This window comes from Symbiopectobacterium sp. RP, assembly GCF_050472005.1.
Taxonomy (GTDB): Bacteria; Pseudomonadota; Gammaproteobacteria; order Enterobacterales; family Enterobacteriaceae; genus Symbiopectobacterium.
This window is the reverse complement of the sequence record NZ_JBGOGS010000002.1, coordinates 836,779-858,604: the sequence shown is the minus strand read 5'-3', so window position 1 is coordinate 858,604 and position 21,826 is coordinate 836,779. Positions and strand designations below refer to the sequence as shown.

At 53.1% G+C, this 21,826-nt stretch carries 17 protein-coding genes and 2 pseudogenes; 9 read left to right on the top strand and 10 right to left on the bottom strand.

Annotation, left to right across the window (positions count from 1 at the left end):
* The first annotated feature begins 38 nt into the window (after nt 1–38).
* The 7 genes and pseudogenes from dapF to ACD630_RS23030 all read left to right on the top strand — a co-directional run bounded on the left by dapF (nt 39) and on the right by ACD630_RS23030 (nt 7,108).
* Nucleotides 39–863, top strand: coding sequence for a diaminopimelate epimerase (gene dapF / locus ACD630_RS23060; protein WP_430360766.1), 825 nt, complete (start codon nt 39–41; stop codon nt 861–863).
* Nucleotides 860–1,564 carry a DUF484 domain-containing protein gene (locus tag ACD630_RS23055; protein WP_430360765.1) on the top strand — a complete coding sequence of 235 codons (705 nt, stop codon included), beginning with the start codon at nt 860–862 and terminating at the stop codon, nt 1,562–1,564. Before dapF ends, ACD630_RS23055 begins: the two co-directional genes overlap by 4 nt.
* Nucleotides 1,561–2,478 (top strand): tyrosine recombinase XerC, encoded by a 918-nt coding sequence (gene xerC / locus ACD630_RS23050; RefSeq protein ID WP_430361259.1) that lies wholly within the window; start codon nt 1,561–1,563, stop codon nt 2,476–2,478. The genes ACD630_RS23055 and xerC overlap by 4 nt, the downstream gene beginning before the upstream one ends.
* Nucleotides 2,478–3,194, top strand: coding sequence for a 5-amino-6-(5-phospho-D-ribitylamino)uracil phosphatase YigB (gene yigB, locus ACD630_RS23045; protein ID WP_430361258.1), 717 nt, complete (start codon nt 2,478–2,480; stop codon nt 3,192–3,194). The genes xerC and yigB overlap by 1 nt, the downstream gene beginning before the upstream one ends.
* An 83-nt stretch (nt 3,195–3,277) precedes the next feature.
* Nucleotides 3,278–5,440, top strand: a complete 2,163-nt coding sequence (uvrD, locus tag ACD630_RS23040) for a DNA helicase II (protein WP_430360764.1) — start codon at nt 3,278–3,280, stop codon at nt 5,438–5,440.
* 48 nt (nt 5,441–5,488) lie between these two features.
* A pseudogene (locus ACD630_RS23035) lies at nt 5,489–6,235 on the top strand (cyclase family protein).
* Nucleotides 6,236–6,784: 549 nt separating this feature from the next.
* Nucleotides 6,785–7,108, top strand: coding sequence for a response regulator transcription factor (locus ACD630_RS23030; RefSeq protein WP_430360763.1), 324 nt, complete (start codon nt 6,785–6,787; stop codon nt 7,106–7,108).
* A 96-nt stretch (nt 7,109–7,204) separates the two neighbouring features.
* On the opposite strand, the gene ACD630_RS23025 is transcribed toward ACD630_RS23030, so the two are convergent.
* Complete coding sequence (locus tag ACD630_RS23025; RefSeq protein ID WP_430360762.1) at nt 7,205–7,357, bottom strand: hypothetical protein; 153 nt, start codon at nt 7,355–7,357, stop codon at nt 7,205–7,207.
* Between the two features lie 95 nt (nt 7,358–7,452).
* Nucleotides 7,453–7,818 (bottom strand): transposase, encoded by a 366-nt coding sequence (locus ACD630_RS23020; protein ID WP_430360761.1) that lies wholly within the window; start codon nt 7,816–7,818, stop codon nt 7,453–7,455.
* Nucleotides 7,819–7,843: 25 nt separating this feature from the next.
* On the opposite strand from ACD630_RS23020, the pseudogene ACD630_RS23015 reads away from it, so the two are divergent.
* A pseudogene (locus ACD630_RS23015) lies at nt 7,844–9,243 on the top strand (IS256 family transposase).
* On the opposite strand, the gene ACD630_RS23010 reads toward ACD630_RS23015, so the two are convergent.
* Genes ACD630_RS23010 through ACD630_RS23000 form a run of 3 tightly spaced genes read right to left on the bottom strand, consistent with a single transcriptional unit; the run spans nt 9,234 to nt 9,734 of the window.
* Nucleotides 9,234–9,368: a hypothetical protein gene (locus ACD630_RS23010; protein ID WP_430360760.1), complete on the bottom strand. Its 135-nt coding sequence runs from the start codon at nt 9,366–9,368 to the stop codon at nt 9,234–9,236. The pseudogene ACD630_RS23015 and the gene ACD630_RS23010 overlap by 10 nt on opposite strands.
* The gene (locus tag ACD630_RS23005) at nt 9,352–9,495 is read right to left on the bottom strand and encodes a winged helix-turn-helix domain-containing protein (protein ID WP_430360759.1); all 144 of its coding nucleotides are present in this window, start codon (nt 9,493–9,495) and stop codon (nt 9,352–9,354) included. Before ACD630_RS23005 ends, ACD630_RS23010 begins: the two co-directional genes overlap by 17 nt.
* Entirely contained in the window at nt 9,444–9,734 is a 291-nt protein-coding gene (locus ACD630_RS23000; protein WP_430360758.1) for an IS630 transposase-related protein, read from the bottom strand. Before ACD630_RS23000 ends, ACD630_RS23005 begins: the two co-directional genes overlap by 52 nt.
* 66 nt (nt 9,735–9,800) lie before the next feature.
* Here ACD630_RS23000 and ACD630_RS22995 point away from each other — a divergent pair, with 66 nt between their 5' ends.
* Complete coding sequence (locus tag ACD630_RS22995; RefSeq protein WP_430361257.1) at nt 9,801–10,289, top strand: GlcG/HbpS family heme-binding protein; 489 nt, start codon at nt 9,801–9,803, stop codon at nt 10,287–10,289.
* Nucleotides 10,290–10,340: 51 nt separating this feature from the next.
* Here ACD630_RS22995 and shiA read toward each other — a convergent pair whose 3' ends face one another.
* The 5 genes from shiA to rplJ form a co-directional block, all read right to left on the bottom strand.
* Nucleotides 10,341–11,690 carry a shikimate transporter gene (shiA, locus tag ACD630_RS22990; RefSeq protein WP_430360757.1) on the bottom strand — a complete coding sequence of 450 codons (1,350 nt, stop codon included), beginning with the start codon at nt 11,688–11,690 and terminating at the stop codon, nt 10,341–10,343.
* Nucleotides 11,691–11,922: 232 nt separating this feature from the next.
* A complete protein-coding gene (gene rpoC / locus ACD630_RS22985) occupies nt 11,923–16,146 on the bottom strand; it encodes a DNA-directed RNA polymerase subunit beta' (protein WP_430360756.1) in 4,224 nt (1,407 codons plus the stop codon).
* Between the two features lie 91 nt (nt 16,147–16,237).
* A complete protein-coding gene (gene rpoB, locus ACD630_RS22980) occupies nt 16,238–20,266 on the bottom strand; it encodes a DNA-directed RNA polymerase subunit beta (RefSeq protein ID WP_430361256.1) in 4,029 nt (1,342 codons plus the stop codon).
* A 326-nt stretch (nt 20,267–20,592) separates the two neighbouring features.
* Complete coding sequence (gene rplL / locus ACD630_RS22975) at nt 20,593–20,958, bottom strand: 50S ribosomal protein L7/L12 (protein ID WP_430360755.1); 366 nt, start codon at nt 20,956–20,958, stop codon at nt 20,593–20,595.
* 66 nt (nt 20,959–21,024) lie between these two features.
* The gene (gene rplJ, locus ACD630_RS22970) at nt 21,025–21,522 is read right to left on the bottom strand and encodes a 50S ribosomal protein L10 (protein ID WP_012882962.1); all 498 of its coding nucleotides are present in this window, start codon (nt 21,520–21,522) and stop codon (nt 21,025–21,027) included.
* Nucleotides 21,523–21,826 lie beyond the last annotated feature (304 nt).

Below are 21,826 nucleotides of genomic sequence, written 5' to 3'. Positions count from 1 at the left end.
CAATTACCGCGCCCGGTTACATGAGCGGAGTCAGTATAATGCAGTTCGCTAAAATGCACGGTTTAGGCAATGATTTTATGGTTGTCGATGCCGTTACACAAAATGTCTATTTTTCGCCGGAGCTGATTCGCCGTTTGTCGGATCGCCACCGCGGGGTAGGATTTGATCAATTGCTAGTGGTCGAGCCGCCTTACGATCCTGAGCTAGATTTTCACTACCGCATTTTCAATGCGGACGGCAGTGAAGTGGCCCAGTGCGGTAACGGCGCGCGCTGTTTCGCCCGTTTCGTGCGTATCAAAGGGCTGACCAACAAACGCGATATTTCGGTGAGTACTCATACCGGGCGCATGGTGCTCAGCGTCACAGATGATGAGCTGGTGCGGGTGAACATGGGCGAGCCGGATTTTGAACCGCAGCGCGTGCAGTTTCGGGCCGCCAAGGCGGAAAAAACCTATATCCTGCGCACCAACGATAATACGGTGTTGTGCGGTGTGGTTTCAATGGGTAACCCCCACTGTGTGATTCAGGTTGACGATGTTGATACGGCCAATGTGGAAACCCTTGGCCCGGTGCTGGAAAGCCACGAGCGTTTTCCTGAGCGCGTCAACGTCGGGTTTATGCAGATTGTTGACCGTAGCCACATACGCCTACGGGTTTACGAGCGTGGCGCGAGCGAAACGCAGGCCTGTGGCAGCGGTGCCTGTGCCGCCGTGGCAGTAGGCATTCAGCAAGGGCTATTGGCGGATGAAGTTCGCGTCTCGTTACCGGGGGGCGATCTTGATATCCATTGGAAAGGGGTCGGGCATCCGCTTTATATGACCGGTCCTGCCACCCATGTCTATGATGGATTTATTCATTTATGAAGCAGGTCGAGGAACAGGCAGAACACCAGAGCGCACTGAGTGACGAACTGATTTTGCAGTTCCTGCAACAGAACCCTGATTTCTTTATTCGCAATGCGCGGCAGGTCGAGCAGATGCATATTCCGCACCCGGTGCGGGGGACGGTCTCGCTGGTTGAATGGCAGTTAGCGCGCCAGCGGCACCACATTGCGCAGTTGGAAGAAGAGATCACCTTGCTGATGGAGCAGGCGCGCGGCAACGAAGTGTTGTTCCGTCGTCTACTGGCGTTACAAACCGATTTGTCAGCGGCTAACGGGGTGCATGACTTGCTTGAACGCCTACAGCGCTGGGCACGCCAACAAGGGTTGGTTGGCGCGGATATTCGCCTGTTCAGTGATAAATGGCGTATCAGCGCGCCTTCGCGCTTTACCCATTTGGCGCTGTCGCGTTCGTTGTTTGAACCGCTGCGCATACAGCGTTTGCGTGACAGTAACCACTATCTTGGCAGCCTTAACGGGCCGGAACTGCTATTACTGCTACCGCAGGCGCGGCAGGTGGGCTCCGTAGCGCTGTCGCTGTTGGGAAAAAACGACTCGCTGGGCCTAGTGATTTTCAGTAGCCGTGACAGTCATCACTATCAAGACGGCATGGGTACCGTGCTGTTGCAACACCTAGCCAACCTGCTGCCGGATATGCTGGTGCGTTGGGTCGAACGGGCATGAGCGACGCCGCGCTGCCTTCACCATTGTTGACCTCGGTCACAGCGTTTTTACGTTATTTGAAAGCGGAACGCCAACTCAGTCCGCTGACGCAGGAAAATTACTGCCGTCAACTGGGTGCCATTGCCGCCATGCTGGATGAAATGGGCATCACCGACTGGCACGCGCTGGATGCGGTGGGGGTGAGATCAGTGGCTGCGCGCAGCAAACGCGGTGGATTGCAAGCGGCAAGTCTGGCGCTGCGCCTTTCGGCACTGCGCAGTTTTCTTGATTGGCAGGTGGCGCAAGGGGGGTTAACCGCCAACCCGGCGCGCGGTATTTCTGCGCCCAAAGCGGGCCGACATCTGCCGAAAAACATGGATGTGGATGAAATAAATCGCCTGCTGGAGATCGATCTCAACGATCCGCTTGCGGTACGCGATCGCTGCATGCTGGAAGTGATGTACGGCGCGGGCTTACGTTTGGCGGAACTGGTTGGTATGGAGTGCCGACATGTCGATTTGGACGGCGGCCAAGTGTGGGTCGTGGGAAAGGGCAGCAAAGAGCGCAAGCTGCCGCTGGGGCGTACCGCCGTGCACTGGCTGCGTGAGTGGCTGGAACGCCGTGAGCTGTTTGGTCCGGAAGATGATGCCATCTTCATTACCCGACAGGGCAAGCGCATTTCGATGCGCAACGTGCAAAAGCGCTTTGCCGAGTGGGGGATCAAGCAGGGGCTGAACAGCCACGTCCATCCGCATAAGCTACGCCACTCTTTTGCCACCCATATGTTGGAATCAAGCGGTGACCTGCGCACGGTGCAGGAACTGCTGGGGCATGCCAATCTTTCTACCACGCAAATTTATACCCATTTGGATTTTCAGCATTTGGCGACGGTGTACGATGCCGCACATCCGCGTGCCAAACGAGGGAAGACATGATGCATTTTTACCGTCCACTGGCACCGATAGCCGCCATGACGTTTGATTTAGACGATACGCTGTACGATAACCGTGAAGTAATTCAGCGCACCCAACTGGAATCGGTGCGCTTTCTGCAAGCCTTTCACCCTGCCCTGAGCGCGGTGCAGTCTAGCGATTTACAGCGTATTCGCGAAGCGCTGCGTGAACAGGAGCCGGAGATATACCATGATGTCACCGAGTGGCGTCGGCGGGCAGTCGCGCAATTGTTGTTGGAGGCGGGGCTGGATGCGGTGACGGCGAGCCAAGGTGCAGCGCAGGCGATGGCGCACTTTGCTCACTGGCGCAGCCAGATTACTCCGACGCAGGAAACCCATGATACGTTGCACGCCTTGTCCCAGCGTTGGCCGCTGGTGGCTATCACCAATGGCAATGCCGATCCCAGCCGCTTCGGGCTGGATCGCTACTTTCGGTTTATCTTGCGCGCGGGGCCGGACGGTCGCGCCAAACCCTTTGGTGATATGTACCATCGGACAGCGCAGGCGCTGGGCGTGGCTCTGGGGCAGATTCTGCACGTGGGTGACGACTTGACCACCGACGTGGCCGGTGCGGTGCGTAATGGCTTGCAAGCGTGCTGGATTAACCTGCATAAAGGCAACCTGATGAAGATTGACGATGCGCGGCTATTGCCGCATGTGGAAATTTCACGGTTGGCATTGCTTACAACGCTGCTATAATTCTGCTAATTTAGCTGTATAAATCACCAGTGAAGTAAGTGCCCCTAGGGTTACTGCTTGTCTGTTAACGGATAACTGTACCGATGGACGTTTCTGAACTTATTGATGACCTGAACAATAAACAGCGCGATGTGGTTGCCGCGCCGCGTGGGAATCTTCTTGTACTGGCGGGTGCCGGAAGCGGCAAAACGCGGGTGCTGGTGCATCGTATCGCTTGGTTGACGTCCGTTGAGCAGTGCTCGCCCTATTCCATCATGGCGGTGACGTTTACCAACAAGGCGGCGGCGGAGATGCGCCACCGTATCGAGCATTTGATCGGCACCAGTCAGGGCGGCATGTGGATCGGCACTTTCCACGGTCTGGCGCACCGCCTGCTGCGCACTCACCATCTTGATGCCGGTTTGCCGCAGGATTTTCAAATTCTGGACAGTGAAGATCAGCTGCGTCTGCTCAAGCGCCTGATTCGGGCGCTGAATCTGGATGACAAACAGTGGCCGGCGCGCCAAGTGATGTGGTACATCAATGGCAAGAAAGACGAAGGTCTGCGCCCACAGCATATCGAAAGCTATGGCAATACCGTTGAGCAAACTTGGCTCAAGGTCTATCAGGCCTATCAGGAAGCGTGCGATCGCGCCGGACTGGTCGATTTTGCCGAACTCCTGCTGCGCGCTCACGAACTGTGGCTGAATAAACCCCATATTCTCAGTCACTACCGCGAGCGCTTTACCAATATTCTGGTGGACGAATTTCAGGATACCAACCGTATTCAGTACGCCTGGATTCGCATGCTGGCGGGAGACACCGCCAGCGTGATGATCGTCGGTGATGACGATCAGTCAATTTATGGCTGGCGCGGGGCGCAGGTGGAAAACATCCAGCTGTTTTTAAATGACTTCCCCAAAGCCGAAACCATTCGTCTGGAGCAGAACTATCGCTCCACCGGCAATATTCTTATTGCGGCTAATGCGCTGATTGCACACAACGGCGGGCGGTTGGGTAAAAACCTGTGGACGGAAGATGCGCAGGGTGACCCAATCTCCTTGTACTGCGCGTTTAATGAGCTGGATGAAGCCCGTTTTGTGGTTAATCGCATCAAGGTGTGGCAGGAAAATGGCGGTGCACTCAAGGAAAACGCAATCCTGTATCGCAGCAACGCCCAATCACGCGTGCTGGAAGAGGCCTTGCTACAACAGAACATGCCGTACCGGATTTATGGCGGCATGCGCTTCTTCGAACGTCAGGAAATTAAAGATGCGCTCGCCTATTTGCGCCTGATTGCCAACCGCAATGATGATGCTGCCTTTGAGCGCGTGGTGAATACCCCAACGCGCGGTATTGGCGATCGCACCTTGGATGTGGTGCGTCAAACCGCGCGCGATCGACAGGTGACGCTGTGGCAATCCAGCAGCGTGCTGTTGCAGGAAAAAGCGCTGGCAGGGCGAGCTGCTTCGGCGTTGCAGCGCTTCCTCGAGTTGGTGGAAGCACTGGCCTATGAAACCGCCGATTTGCCGCTGCACGTGCAAACCGACCGCGCTATCAAAGATTCCGGCCTGTGGCAGATGTATGAGCAGGAAAACGGCGAGAAAGGGCAAGCGCGGGTAGAAAACCTAGAAGAACTGGTGACGGCAACGCGCCAGTTCAGCTATCAGGAAGAAGACATGGATCTGATGCCGTTGCAGGCGTTTCTCTCTCACGCGGCATTGGAAGCGGGGGAGGGGCAGGCCGATGCTTATCAGGATGCGGTGCAACTGATGACGCTGCACTCCGCCAAAGGGCTGGAGTTTCCTCAGGTGTTTATCGTTGGCATGGAAGAGGGCATGTTCCCGAGCCAGATGTCGCTGGATGAGGGCGGGCGTCTCGAAGAAGAGCGCCGTCTGGCCTATGTCGGCGTGACGCGCGCCATGCAGAAGCTCACCCTGACTTATGCCGAAAGCCGGCGGTTGTACGGCAAGGAAACCTATCATCGCCCATCACGTTTTGTTGGTGAACTGCCTGTCGAATGCGTGGAGGAAGTGCGTCTGCGTGCCAGCGTGTCGCGTCCAGTCAATCAGCAGCGCTTGGGTACGCCAGTGAGCCAAAGTGACAGCGGCTATGCCTTGGGCCAGCGGGTGCGCCACGACAAATTTGGCGAAGGGACCATCATCAATCTGGAAGGCAGCGGTGAGCATTGCCGTTTACAGGTCGCTTTTCAGGGACAAGGTATCAAGTGGCTGGTCGCCGCCTATGCGCGGTTGGAGACGGTATAACACAGGCATCAACACTGTCGCGTTTGACAGAAAAGGAGATCAATCGGGATGACGTTAGACGAGATAATCACTGCCCTGCGTGGCAAGAAATGGGTCGACCTGACGCACAGCGTAACAGAATCAATCCCGATCTTTAGCGCGTTTCCCGGCGTGCAGCGCAACACGCTGTATGCGGTTGAGCAGGATGGCTTTTTTGCCCAACAGCTCACCTTTGTAACCCAGACGGGTACGCACATTGATGCCCCTACGCATTTTTCTCTGGGCAAACGCTGTCTGGATGGTCTTGCCAACAATGCATTGTTGCTGCCGTTGCGCGTGATCCACAAGCAGGAGGCGGTGGCACAGGATGCCGACTACCGTCCCGGCGTGCAGGACATTGTGGATTTCGAGCAACAATACGGTCAGATCCCATCGTGTTGCTTTGTGGCGTTCGCCAGCGGTTGGAGCAAGCGCTGACCGGATGCGCAGGCCTTTGCTAACAACGATGCCGAAGGCAATAGCCATACGCCGGGTTGGTCCATAGAGGCATTGCGCTTTTTGTTTGAACAGCGCCAGATTGCTGCCGTCGGCCATGAAACACTGGACACTGATGCCGCCGTGGATTTTCGTCGCAACAATGGGCTGATTGGCGAATTCTATATGCTCGATCGCGATGCCTGGCAGGTCGAGGTGATGAACAACCTAGATCAGGTGCCTGCTGTCGGGGCGTATCTTCAGATCAGCTTTCCCAATTTTGCCGGTGTGCCGGGCTTTCCGGTTCGGGCGATTGCCTATCTGCCTGACGATGAGTGCTAAACGGTATGGAGGCGGCGCGGGAAAGTCACCTCCGCTGCACGTGCTTATCGTTTGAGGCTGAATTGAACAATTCGGGCATCTTTTAACTGTCACAGTTTAAAAGTTGACAGGCTTTTTCATCTCGACGTAACATGCACCCATCATTATTCCCGGAGGGCCCCGCCTTGGACACACCCAGTCGATACTGGCTCATTAATCAATTGATTACTAACCATTTCTAAGGCTTCCTGCTGTTATATCGGTAGCCTTGGTGGTTATCGGTGATGTTGTATCCCTCCGTCATCAAATTGAGTCAGCACCGTCGGTTCGAAACCTGTTGGTGCCCTGTCATCACCGTTTCTGTGCTTCAACGCCTCCGTCTTTCTCTGTTATCGCACTAGGAGCACATGGCCTATGCTGAGCGCATTTAAACTGGATAACTGCCGTTTATCCCGTCTGGAACTGGACGACACCGATGATATAGCCAACCGACTTAAAAATGATTACAGCCAATGCCCTGACTGATATGTGGCAAAAAAATACAGCTAATTGTTATCAAAATCATGTCGCTTGGCTATAACCAAGCCCATCGATGCGGATCTGCTGCTCGAAACGGTTTCTGGCGCGATGACACAGTTTCAAACGCAGGCCAACCAGCGCCAACAAGCCACACAGTTACGGGATAAGCTCAATACGCTTTCCGCGCGCGAGCATGAAGTGATGGGGTTGATGATGGAAGGGAAATCGAACAAAGAGATCGCCAAAGATCTGGAGCTCTCCGCCCGCACCGTGGAAGCACACCGCGCCAACCTGTTTGCTAAACTGGAAATAAACTCGCTGGCAAAATTGATAAAACTGTATGGTGGGCAATCACTTATCGATAAAGCTCCGTAAAATTACGCAGTGGTTTGAGTAATCAAGCGAATGGTTCCTCCTACCGACTCTGGTTACGCTCTCCTTGTCGAATATAGCCAAGCGACTTAATTTTGATTACACCATATGGACTGAGAACAAAATCTCTGTATCGCAACCACTCTCTCTTTTTTTGCTTTTTGCTTTTTGCTTGTGCCCATTTATGGCTTTGTTGAATAATAGTGAGTCATGCTGTTTTTCCAGCCAGTTTTGGTAGAAAATGCTTGTCACATCAGGTTTACAGTTTTCTTATGAGGCCTAACTGCATGATTTTGCGTTGCGAGGATCTGTCGTTTCACCGGGGGTGCAGCATAAAATATGTTTATTCAACAAAGCCCCCATTTATGCTCAATTGGGTTAAGATCTGGCGAATATGTAGGCAAATACTCCACCATATACCCTGCATCGATGATGACTTGTTGAATATTATGTTTTTTGTGAAAAGTTGCATTGTCCATCACGATTACCCTGTTTTTAGGGAGTACTGGGATAAGGACTTGTGTGATCCAGGAATAGAAAACATTGCTGTTAATATTGATATCAAATAATCCGATAGCAAACAGCGTTGTGCCTAATAAAGCGCCGATAACATTTGTTCTTCCCTTGACTCCCCAGTTCTTCAGGCCAAAACACCGTTGACCTTTTGAGCCTGTACACGAGATTGTGTAATTGCCTGATTTTGATATGTTCAATCCAACATCAAAAGCAGGTTACTTTATGGACGAAAAACAGTTACAGGCTCTGGCTAACGAGCTGGCCAAAAATCTCAAAACCCCTGACGCTCTCAACCAGTTTGATCGCCTGCTGAAAAAGATCTGCGTTGAAGCTGCCCTTATAGCCAAGCGACATGATTTTGATAACAATTAGCTGTATTTTTTTGCCACATATCAGGGCATTGGCTGTAATCATTTTTAAGTCGGTTTGCTATAATGCTGAAATGACCCATCACCTCGGGCATGAGAAGCACCACTCCAAATCTGGAACTAACACGCGCAATGGCTACTCCACAAAGACTGTTACCACCGGCGATGGTCCGCTGGAACTGCATACACCACGTGATCGTGATGGTTCCTTTGAACCGCAACTGGTGAAGAAGAAGCAGACCCGGCTCACCGGGATGGATAACCAGATTTTATCGTTGTATGCCAAAGAGATGACCACCCGCGAAATTGCCGCTGCGTTCAAAGAACTGTATGACGCGGATGTCTCACCCGCCCTGGTATCGAAGGTCACCGATGCCGTTATAGAGCAGGTTGTTGAATGGCAAAATCGCCACCTGGATGCGGTTTATCCCATTGTTTACCTTGACTGTATCGTTCTGAAAGTCCGGCAGGACAGCCGCGTTATCAATAAGTCTGTGTTCCTAGCGCTGGGTATCAATATCGAAGGCCAGAAAGAGCTACTGGGGATGTGGCTGGCCGAAAATGAAGGCGCAAAGTTCTGGCTGAACGTGCTGACAGAACTGAAAAACTGTGGCCTGACCGACATCCTCATTGCCTGTGTGGACGGCCTGAAAGGGTTCCCGGATGCCATCAACACGGTCTACCCGGAAGCCCGCATCCAGTTGTGCATCGTGCACATGGTGCGCAACAGTCTGCGCTTCGTTGCCTGGAAGGACTATAAGGCGGTAACACGCGACCTCAAAGCAGTAGTGTATCAGGCTCCAACCGAAGAGGCCGCGCTTCAGGCGCTGGAGAGGTTCGGTGGGACATGGGATCACCGCTATCCGCAGATAAGCCGGAGCTGGCAGTCAAACTGGGCCAACCTGTCGACATTCTTCTCGTACCCGCAGGAACTTCGCAAGGTAATCTACACGACGAACGCTATATAGCCAAACGACTTAAAAATAATTACAGCCAATGCCATGATATGTGGCAAAAAAATACAGCTAATTGTTATCAAAATAATGTCGCTTGGCTATAGAATCACTGAACAGCGTGCTCCGGCATGCAATCAAGAAACGCAAGGTGTTCCCGACTGATGACTCGCTGAAGAAGGTCGTATGGCTGGCAATCTAGGCGGCATCACAGAAATGGACGATGCCCTTACAGGACTGGCGTATGGCAATGAGTCGCTTTATTATCGAGTTCGGTGACCGCCTTGACGGTCACTTCTGAGGAAAGGCATTTACACAAAATCTTAAACAGGCTTGACCTTTTGGGGAATAGCCGTGAGTCCGTGGGGTATCGTGTGGAAAACCACTTTCATCAATAAAAACAATAGGTCTACCTTCTTTTTTCATACTGTTGTATTTTTTGTTGAAATGCTTGCTGGGCGCTTTCGTCGGCTTTCGGATGACGTAGAGTTTTTTTATAGGTCAATCCCAGCTTTTTAAGAGCTTGCCAAATGAAAAAATGGCCTTCTGACAAACGCCAAAACGCTCTGCACGTTCTTTTTGGTAAGCATCTGGATATGGTTCAACATCTTTTATCAACTCGGATTTATCGCTCTTTCGCTGACGCGTGGTCGATGCTTTTGACGCTATTTGATTAATCCAACGCGATACAGAGGCAGGGCCAATCCGAAATTGCTTCGCTGTTTCTCGGATACTCAACCCTTCTTCCCATGTAGATATCACTTTACGTCTAAAATCAATTGAATAGCTCATTTAAATAATGCAATCAAAATTAAGTTGTTTAGCTATACCTTCCAAGGACCACAGGAGCCAGACATGATGAAACGTCTTCTTATCACCACCCTACTTTTCAGCGGTATTACCGCCTTTCCCAGCTTTGCCAATGGCGTATTAAGTGAGAAAAATCTTTCTTTGGCGCTGGCCGAACAGTTGGCACAGCATGCCATCCAATCCTGCGGCGCCAAGAATGTGAACGTGGCGGTAACCATCGTCGATCGTGCTGGCGTAGTGAAGCTGGCCAAACGCATGGACAACGCCGGCCCGCATACCCTCGAAGCCAGCAGGATGAAGGCGTTTACCGCACTCACCACGAAAGTGCCCACGGAAAACGTGATGAAAAACGCCCAAGCGAATGCTGAAGCGCAAAATCTGCGTGATATTCCAGGCTTTTTATTACTGGCGGGTGGCGTGCCGGTAAAAGTGGAGGATCAAACCATTGGGGCGATTGGCATTGCTGGCGCTCCCTCGGGCAGTATCGACCAACAGTGTGCGCTGGATGCGATTAAAGCCCAACTTAGCGCAAAATAATGGAAGAGACCGTAACGTACAACACTATCGCGTTACGGTCTTTATTCGCTCTTAATCCGTTGATTGCGGCTTCATACTCATACCGACCACGGCAGAGATCAGGCACCCTATCGCCAGATAACCCGCAACGCCGTACCAAGCACCGGAGAACCCGGTCACCAGCAACACGGCGATAAACGGCGTAAAGCCACCGCCCACCACGCTCGCGACCTGATAACCCACGCCTGCACCGCTATAGCGGTAGGCGGTACCAAACAGTTCGGTAAACATCGGCTGCTGTACACTGACGATCATATCATGCGCGACATTCGCCAGCAGAATAGCGAACAGCAGGATCAGCACCGTGTTGTGATGCTGCAGCGCGATAAAGAACGGAACTGCACTGGCCGCACCGATCAGCGCTCCGGTAACATAGATACGACGACGACCGAAGCTGTCAGCCAGCCAGGCGAAAGCGGGAATAGAGAAACAGCTGATTGCCCCCACCAGCAGACCGATATTCAGGAACATATCGCGCGACAGACCGAGATGTGCGGTTGAGTAGTTCAACGCAAAGGCCGTAACGATATACATCGTCAACAGTTCGCCAAGGCGCAAGGCAATGATTAGTAGAAACGCTTTTGGATGTTTGCGCAATGCTTCAAAAATAGGGAAAGAGCGCAGTTTGTTAGCGCGTTCTTGCAGCGTTTTATTGGCTTCAAACTCTTGGGATTCATCCATGCCGTTACGCACCCACCAGGCAATGGCAACCAGTGTCAGGCTGAACAGGAACGGCAGCCGCCAGCCCCAGGTCACAAACTCCTCGTTGGTCGTCCAATGACTGACGACAGAAATAGACCCTGTCGCCAGCAACAAGCCAACACCATAACCGACCTGCACGCCGCTACTGTAAAAGGCTTTCTTCTTCTTCGGCGCACTTTCTACCGCAAGCAACGCTGTACCGCCCCACTCGCCGCCGACAGCAAACCCTTGAATGGCGCGCAGAGTGACCAGCAACACCGGGGCCCACCAGCCGATAGACGCAAGTGAAGGCAACAGGCCGATGAGCGCGGTGGCGATTCCCATCATCCACACGGTGATCATCACCATGCGTTTACGACCCAGACGATCGCCGAAGTGACCAAACACCATGCCGCCCAGCGGGCGGAACAAGAAGCCAACGCCAAAAGTCCCGAATATCGCCAACGTGCCCATGGTCGGGCTTATCTGTGGGAAAAATTCGCTGTTAAACACCAAAGCGGAAACTATTCCGTACAGTAGAAAGTCATACCAGTCGACAACAGCGCCGACAGCGCCGACAAAACTTCCCCATGCAGCACGACGAGCCCGGTTATATGTATGGCTTTCAGGCAGAGATTGTGAGCTGTTGTGGTTTGCTGCGCTATCGCTCTGCGGCGACATTGGTGTGCTTGTGCTGTTCATGTTCGTCTCGTTATTTTAAATTTACAAAACTGTACACTATTTATTACTCAAAAGAAATTCATATCATGGTTACAAAAGTATGATTAAGAAGTATGCGTGACGAAGGGGAGCAAGTCTGCTTTTTTTCTGTGTGCTCGCAGGCTGAGAGAGATAAAAAAAACCCCGGCCAACGGGCCGGGGTATAGACGTTTAAGCGTTATCGGTAGATAGCTTATTCGTCGTCGCTACTACCAAAGCCTGCGTTCAGCAGCTCAGCCAGGTTTGCAGAAGCTTCATCAGCACTCACCGGGGCGACTGCTGGCACTTCGCCCGCATGACGGCGACGCATGCGATCCTGGTGGTACGCATAACCGGTACCTGCCGGGATCAGACGACCCACGATGACGTTCTCTTTCAGACCGCGCAGTTCGTCGCGTTTACCCGCAACGGCCGCTTCCGTCAACACGCGCGTCGTTTCCTGGAACGATGCCGCAGAGATGAAGGATTCGGTTGCCAGAGATGCCTTGGTGATACCCAGCAGGTCACGGTGGTACGTAGCCGGGATCTTGCCATCCGCTTCCAGCTGACGGTTGGCGATCTTGATGCGCGACACTTCTGCCTGCTCGCCTTCCAAGAACTCGGAGCTACCCGCGCTGGCAATGGTCCCTTTACGCAGCATCTGACGAACGATAACTTCGATGTGTTTATCGTTAATCTTAACGCCTTGCAGACGGTAAACTTCCTGCACTTCGTTGGTGATGTAACGGGTTACCGCGTGCACACCACGCAAACGCAGAATATCGTGCGCCGATTCCGGACCGTCAGAAACCACATCGCCACGTTCTACGCGTTCACCTTCAAACACGTTGAGCTGACGCCATTTCGGAATCATCTCTTCGTAAGCATCGCTGCCATCCAACGGAGAGATCACCAGACGACGTTTGCCTTTGGTCTCTTTACCGAAGGAAATGATACCGGTGATTTCAGCCAGGATAGCTGGTTCTTTCGGACGACGCGCTTCGAACAGGTCGGCAACGCGCGGCAGACCACCGGTGATGTCCTTGGTACCGCCAGATTCCTGCGGAATACGAGCTAGGGTGTCACCGGCACCGATCTGAGAGCCATCTTCCAACTGAACGATCGCTTTGCCCGGCAGGAAGTACTGTGCCGGCATATCGGTGCCTGGGATCAATACATCGTTACCTTTGGCATCCAGTATTTTCAGTGCCGGACGCAGATCTTTACCACCACCGGTACGTTCTGCACTGTCCAGAACCACGATGGAGGACAGACCGGTCAGTTCGTCAGTCTGACGAGTAATCGTCTGACCGTCGATCATGTCGGTGAAGCGAATGCTACCGCCCACTTCGGTGATAACTGGCATGGTATGCGGATCCCAGTTTGCGACGGTTTCACCGCCGGTCACTTCGTCACCGTTGCCTTTGCCCATTACCGCACCGTATGGCACTTTGTAGCTTTCTTTGGTACGACCGAATTCGTCGATCAGTTTCAGTTCGGCGTTACGCGAGGTGATAACCAGCTTGCCCGCTGCGTTCTTAACGAACTTGGCGTTGGACAGTTTCAGGCTACCTTTGTTTTTCACCTGAATGCTGGATTCAGCCGCCGCACGCGATGCCGCACCACCGATGTGGAACGTACGCATGGTCAGCTGAGTACCCGGTTCACCGATGGACTGTGCTGCGATAACCCCGATGGCCTCACCTTTGTTGATGATGTGACCACGTGCCAAGTCGCGACCGTAACACTTGGCGCACACGCCGAAGTCGGTTTCACAACTTACCACAGAGCGAACTTTAACGGCGTCGACGGAATTTTCTTCCAGCAGGTCACACCATTGTTCGTCCAGCAGTGTGTTACGCGCTACCAGAATGTCAGCGGTGCCCGGCTTCAGAACGTCTTCAGCCGTTACACGACCCAGTACGCGCTCACGCAGCGGCTCTTTAACGTCGCCACCTTCGATAACCGGAGTCATCATGATGCCTTCGTGCGTGCCGCAATCGTCCTCGGTCACGACCAGATCCTGTGCCACGTCAACCAGACGACGGGTCAGGTAACCGGAGTTCGCGGTCTTCAACGCAGTATCCGCCAAACCTTTACGCGCACCGTGCGTGGAGATGAAGTACTGGAGTACGTTCAGACCTTCACGGAAGTTCGCGGTGATCGGCGTTTCGATGATGGAGCCATCCGGCTTCGCCATCAGACCACGCATACCTGCCAGCTGACGAATCTGTGCCGCAGAACCACGCGCACCGGAGTCAGCCATCATAAAGATGCTGTTAAAGGAAACCTGACGCTCTTCTTCGCCATCACGGTTGATAACGGTTTCGGTCGAGAGGTTTTCCATCATCGCTTTGGCCACGCGCTCGTTAGCTGCGGCCCAAATGTCGATGACTTTGTTGTAGCGTTCGCCGGCGGTTACCAGACCAGACTGGAACTGTTCTTGGATTTCAGCAACTTCGGCTTCCGCTTCGTTGATGATTTCCACTTTCTTCGCCGGGATGACCATATCGTCGATACCAACAGAAGAACCGGAACGCGCTGCATAGGCGAAACCGGTGTACATGGTCTGGTCAGCGAAGATAACGGTCGGCTTCAATCCCAGCACGCGGTAACAGGTATTGAGCATCTTGGAGATGGCTTTTTTACCCAGCGCTTGGTTAACGATTGAGTACGGCAGACCTTTCGGCACGATCATCCACAGGATGGAACGGCCAACAGTGGTGTCGATCAGGCTGGTTTTAGCCACCCACTCACCCTGCGCATTCTTCTCATGTTCGGTGATACGCACTTTAACGCGCGCATGCAGCGAGGCCAGACCCGCACGGTAGATACGTTCTGCTTCTTTCGGACCGGTCAGCACCATGCCTTCGCCTTTGGCGTTAACACAGTCACGGGTCATGTAGTACAGACCCAATACCACGTCCTGAGACGGAACGATGATAGGTTCGCCGTTCGCCGGAGACAGAATGTTGTTGGTGGACATCATCAGCGCACGCGCTTCCAACTGTGCTTCCAGCGTCAGCGGTACGTGAACAGCCATCTGGTCACCGTCGAAGTCGGCGTTATACGCCGCACACACCAGCGGGTGCAACTGAATGGCTTTACCTTCGATCAGAACCGGTTCAAACGCCTGGATACCCAAACGGTGCAGGGTCGGCGCACGGTTCAGCAGTACCGGGTGTTCGCGGATAACTTCATCTAGGATATCCCAAACCACGGCTTCTTCACGCTCAACCATTTTCTTGGCGGCTTTGATGGTGGTAGCAAGACCACGCAGTTCCAGCTTCCCGTAGATGAACGGTTTGAACAGTTCGAGTGCCATTTTCTTCGGCAGACCGCACTGGTGCAGACGCAGGTACGGACCTACGGTAATAACGGAACGACCGGAGTAGTCCACGCGCTTACCGAGCAGGTTCTGACGGAAACGACCCTGCTTACCTTTGATCATGTCGGCCAAAGATTTCAGCGGACGCTTGTTGGAACCGGTGATCGCACGACCGCGACGACCGTTATCCAGCAGGGCATCTACCGCTTCTTGCAGCATACGTTTTTCGTTACGTACGATGATATCCGGCGCAGCCAGATCCAGCAGACGTTTCAAACGGTTGTTACGGTTGATCACGCGACGATACAGATCGTTCAGATCTGAGGTTGCGAAACGACCACCGTCCAGCGGAACCAGCGGACGCAGATCCGGCGGCAACACAGGCAGCACGGTCAGGATCATCCACTCCGGCTTGTTGCCAGACTGTACGAACGCTTCCAGCAGCTTGATGCGCTTGGTCAGCTTCTTACGCTTGGTTTCAGAGTTGGTTTCGTTCAACTCTTCGCGCAACTGTTCGCATTCCTGTTCCAGAGCCATGTTTTTCAACAGGGCCTGGATCGCTTCGGCACCCATCTTGGCGTCGAATTCGTCACCGAACTCTTCCAACGCGTCCAGATACTGCTCTTCAGTCAGGATCTGACGTTTTTCCAAGTTGGTCATGCCGCCTTCAATCACCACATAGGATTCGAAGTACAGCACGCGTTCGATATCGCGCAGCGGCATATCCAGCAGCAAGCCGATACGGGACGGCAGTGATTTCAGGAACCAGATGTGCGCAGTCGGAGACGCCAGCTCGATGTGGCCCATGCGCTCACGGCGCACTTTGGTTTGGGTCACTTCAACGCCGCATTTCTCACAGATAACGCCACGGTGTTTCAAGCGCTTGTACTTACCGCACAGGCACTCATAGTCTTTCACTGGCCCGAAGATACGGGCGCAGAACAGACCGTCACGTTCAGGTTTGAACGTACGGTAGTTAATGGTTTCCGGCTTTTTAACTTCACCGAAAGACCAGGAACGAATCATGTCTGGCGATGCCAGCGCAATTTTGATCGCATCAAACTCTTCGGTCTTGGTTTGCGCTTTCAGAAACTTTAATAAGTCTTTCACGGATTGGCTCCCGTCGGAGTTAGACCTGTTGGATGCCTGAGCCGACGCTCAGGCACTCCTTTACACGAGCAAAGCGTACCAGCGAGCAGGATTAACCTTCTTCCAGCTCGATGTTGATACCCAGCGAGCGGATTTCTTTCAACAGTACGTTGAAGGACTCGGGCATGCCCGGTTCCATACGATGGTCACCATCCACGATGTTTTTATACATCTTGGTACGGCCGTTGACGTCATCGGATTTCACCGTCAGCATTTCCTGAAGGGTATAAGCTGCGCCATACGCTTCCAGCGCCCACACTTCCATCTCACCGAAGCGTTGACCACCGAACTGGGCTTTACCACCCAACGGCTGCTGGGTTACCAGGCTGTAAGAACCGGTAGAACGCGCGTGCATCTTGTCGTCAACCAAGTGGTTCAGTTTCAGCATGTACATGTAACCGACGGTTACTGAACGCTCAAACTGTTCACCGGTACGGCCATCGAACAGCGTGATCTGACCGGAGGTCGGCAGACCACCCAGCGTCAGCAGTTCTTTGATCTCGGACTCTTTGGCACCGTCGAACACTGGTGTTGCCAGCGGCATCCCTTTCTTCAGGTTATCCGCCAGACGCAACACTTCATCATCGGTGAAGGTGTTCAGGTCGACTTTTTGACACACGTCGTTGCCCAGATCGTAGGCTTTCTGGATGAATTCGCGCAGTTTAGCCACTTCTTCCTGACGTTTCAGCATGGTGTTGATCTTCTCGCCGATACCTTTAGCCGCCATACCCAAGTGGGTTTCCAGAATCTGACCGATGTTCATACGCGATGGAACGCCCAGCGGGTTCAATACGATATCGACCGGCGTACCGTTCTCATCGTAAGGCATGTCCTCGATCGGGTTGATCTTGGAGATAACACCCTTGTTACCGTGACGGCCTGCCATCTTGTCACCCGGTTGAATCTGACGTTTAACAGCCAGATACACCTTGACGATCTTCAGGACGCCCGGTGCCAGATCGTCGCCTTGCGTGATCTTGCGGCGCTTCGCTTCGAGTTTTTTCTCGAATTCGTGTTTCAGCTCATCGTACTGCTCGGCCAGCTGTTCCAGCTGATTTTGTTTCTCTTCATCAGTCAGACCCAGTTCCAACCAACGCTCACGCGGCAGCTTGTCCAGCTTGTCTGCTTCCACGCCGCCGGAGACCAGCACGGCGTGAATACGGGCAAACAGACCGGCTTCGAGGATCTGCAATTCTTCCGTCAGGTCTTTTTTGGCCTGCTTCAGTTGCATCTCTTCGATTTCCAGCGCACGTTTGTCTTTTTCCACGCCATCGCGGGTAAAGACCTGAACGTCGATAACCGTACCGGATACGCCGTTCGGCACACGCAGGGAAGAGTCTTTAACGTCAGACGCTTTCTCACCGAAGATCGCGCGCAGCAGTTTCTCTTCCGGCGTCAGCTGAGTTTCGCCTTTCGGTGTCACTTTACCGACCAGAATGTCGCCGCCCGTGACTTCAGCACCGATATACACGATACCGGACTCATCCAGTTTGGAGAGCGCAGCTTCACCCACGTTCGGGATGTCGGCAGTGATCTCTTCTGGCCCCAGCTTGGTGTCACGAGACACACACGCCAGTTCCTGAATGTGGATAGAGGTGAAACGGTCTTCCTGCACCACACGCTCGGACACGAGGATGGAGTCTTCGAAGTTGTAGCCGTTCCAAGGCATGAACGCAACGCGCATGTTCTGACCCAGCGCCAGCTCACCCAGATCGGTAGACGGGCCGTCAGCCAGCACATCGCCACGTTCAACTGGCTCACCCAGAGACACACACGGCATCTGGTTGATACAGGTGTTCTGGTTAGAACGGGTGTATTTGGTCAGGTTGTAGATGTCGATGCCCGCTTCGCCCGGATACATCTCGTCTTCGTTAACTTTGATAACGATACGGGATGCGTCGACGTACTGTACGGTACCGCCGCGTTTGGCAACGGCAGTTACACCGGAGTCAACGGCCACAGCGCGTTCCATACCAGTACCTACCAGCGGCTTGTCAGCGCGCAGGGTCGGTACAGCCTGACGTTGCATGTTCGCCCCCATCAGGGCGCGGTTGGCGTCATCGTGTTCTAGGAACGGGATCAGAGATGCACCGACGGAAACCACCTGCTGGGTGGAAACGTCCATGTAGTCAACCTGATCGCGGCTGAACAAGCTGGATTCGCCTTTGCTACGGCAGGTCACCAGATCGTCAACGAAATGCCCTTCTTCGTCGAGGTTGGTGTTCGCCTGTGCAATAACGTAGTTACCTTCTTCAATCGCGGACAGGTAATGGATTTCATCCGTTACCACACCGTCACGCACCAGACGATACGGGGTTTCAAGGAAACCGTATTCGTTGGTCTGCGCGTACACGGACAGCGAGTTGATAAGACCGATGTTCGGACCTTCCGGCGTTTCGATAGGACATACGCGACCGTAGTGGGTCGGGTGTACGTCACGCACTTCAAAGCCAGCGCGTTCACGGGTCAGACCACCTGGGCCCAACGCGGAGATACGGCGTTTGTGCGTAATTTCGGACAGCGGGTTGTTCTGGTCCATAAACTGGGACAGCTGGCTGGAACCGAAGAACTCTTTCACCGCCGCCGAAATCGGCTTAGCGTTGATCATGTCCTGCGGCATCAAGGTATCCAGATCGCCCAAGGACAGACGCTCTTTCACCGCACGCTCTACGCGCACCAAGCCAACGCGGAATTGGTTTTCCGCCATTTCGCCCACGGAACGGATACGACGGTTGCCCAAGTGGTCGATATCATCGACTTCACCGGAACCGTTACGGATATCGATGAGCTTCTTCATCACCTGAATGATGTCGTCTTTGCTCAGGATACCGGAACCTTCGATCTCATCGCGCAGCAGGGAGCGGTTAAACTTCATGCGGCCCACAGCGGACAGATCGTAACGATCTTCAGAGAAGAACAGGTTCTCAAACAGCGTTTCTGCCGCTTCACGTGTCGGCGGCTCGCCCGGACGCATCATGCGATAGATTTCAACCAGCGCACTCAGGCGATCGTTGGTCGGGTCTACACGCAGCGTTTCGGAGATGTACGGGCCGTGATCCAGATCGTTGGTGAAAAGGGTCTCAATGCGCTTATGGCCTGCCTGGCTCAGTTTAGCCAGCAGATCCAGCGACAGCTCCATGTTCGCCACACCGATCAGTTCGCCGGTGCCTGCGTCTACATAGTCTTTCGCCAGCACTTTCCCGGCGATGTATTCGACCGGTACTTCAATGCGCTCTACGCTGTCTTTTTCTAACTGGCGAATGTGGCGCGCGGTGATGCGACGGCCTTTTTCAACGTACACTTTGCCATTGGCTTCGATGTCGAACGAGGCGGTTTCACCGCGCAGGCGCTCAGGCACCAGATCCATTTGCAGCTTGTTGCCGTTGATCTCGTAGACAATTTTGTCGAAGAACAGGTCCAAGATTTCTTCAGCCGAGAAGCCCAGCGCGCGCAAAATGATGGTCGCTGGCAGTTTACGGCGACGGTCGATACGCACAAACAGGTTATCTTTCGGATCGAACTCGAAATCCAGCCAGGAACCACGGTAAGGGATGATACGTGCGTTATACAGCACTTTAGCGGAAGAGTGGGTTTTACCCTTGTCGCTGTCAAATAACACGCCCGGACTACGGTGCAACTGAGAAACGATAACGCGCTCAGTACCGTTGATAACAAAGGTCCCATTTTCGGTCATGAGCGGAATTTCACCCATGTACACTTCTTGTTCTTTGATGTCTTTTACGGTGCCTTCCGGCGCTTCGCGCTCGTAGATCACCAGACGCAGCTTGACGCGCAGCGGTGCTGAGAAGGTCACCCCGCGAATCTGACACTCTTTGACGTCAAATACGGGCTCACCCAAACGGTAGCTTACGTATTGCAGCTCAGAGCTACCGCTGTAGCTTGAAATTGGGAATACGGAACGGAATGCGGCTTCCAGACCGTACTGGCCTTCCGGATCTTGCTCGATGAACTTCTGAAACGAGTCAAGCTGGATAGAGAGGAGATAAGGTATGTCCAACACTTGCGGACGTTTACCAAAATCCTTACGAATGCGTTTTTTCTCGGTATAGGAGTAAACCATGGGGTTCCTCAGCTCGCTGAAAAGTAAGAACCACTTGCTCGTCCTGACAGGACGGTTCATTGCTACACGATTTTGTTGATCGAAAGGCAATCCGCCCTTCGTTAATACGTCTTTCTATCACTCTTAAATCATTTCATTGCTTTTGCACAGGCAGGGAACCTAGGGTGGAAAGCAGTATATTAAGGCGTCGATAGAAAAAAATATTGGGATAATCCGTGGCCAAACGGTGCGAAACACCACAGATGCCCTACAGCGCAAAAAGGCTGGTGACTTTTTGGTCACCAGCCATCAGCCTGAAAACTCAGGCTGCAACCGGAAGGGTTGGCTTATTTAACTTCAACTTCAGCGCCAGCTTCTTCCAGAAATTTCTTCAGAACTTCAGCGTCATCTTTGCTCACGCCTTCTTTCAGCGCAGCAGGTGCAGACTCAACCAAGTCTTTCGCTTCTTTCAGACCCAAGCCAGTTGCGCCACGAACAGCTTTGATTACGGCAACTTTGTTAGCGCCGATAGCTTTCAGGATAACGTCGAATTCAGTTTTCTCTTCAGCAGCTTCAAACGGGCCAGCAGCAACCGCTACAGCAGCGGCAGCAGAAACGCCGAATTTTTCTTCCATAGCAGAGATCAGCTCAGCAACGTCCATTACGGACATAGCGGCAACTGCTTCGATAATTTGATCTTTAGTGATAGACATGACAATTGTTCCTAACAATCAGAAATAGTTTATACGTAAGCAAATGCGAAAACAGGAAAAGGGCGATTACGCCGCTTCTTTCTGATCGCGAACAGCTGCCAGAGTGCGGACCAGTTTGCCTGCAGAGGCTTCTTTCATGGTCGCCATCAGGCGTGCAATTGCTTCTTCGTAAGTCGGCAGCGTTGCCAGACGGTCAATTTGAGCCGCCGGAATCAACTCACCTTCAAAGGCTGCAGCTTTAACCTCGAATTTTGCATTCGCTTTCGCGAACTCTTTGAACAGACGAGCAGCAGCGCCCGGGTGTTCCATAGAATATGCAATCAAGGTCGGACCAACAAACGTGTCTTTCAGGCATTCGAACTGAGTGCCTTCAACGACGCGACGCAGTAGGGTGTTGCGAACAACACGCATGTATACGCCAGCTTCACGACCTGCTTTACGCAGTTCAGTCATTTTATCTACGGTTACGCCACGAGAATCCGCAACAACCGCAGACAGCGCGCCTTTGGCCACTTCGCTGACTTCAGCAACAATCGCTTGTTTGTCTTGAAGATTTAATGCCATTAGCTTGTGCTCCTGGATATAGCCGGAATACATTTCCGGAACTCACTTCACCTGCAACCACATGGAAAACAGGCGTCAAAACACGGTGAGCAGAATCCAGTAAAAGAAAATTTTCTTTAGGCTCTGTCACCGTCTACGCAGGAAAATTAAGCTTCGCGTTCTTCAGGAAAACCCGAAAACGTTGAAGCACCTGCGATCTTGGACGGAGGCCTAGATCAGGCCAGGCTCCAACCGAAAAAATCTGTTTCGTCCATTTAAGGACAATGGGCGTAAGGTTATACGTACATCTTTCGCCCAAGTAAAG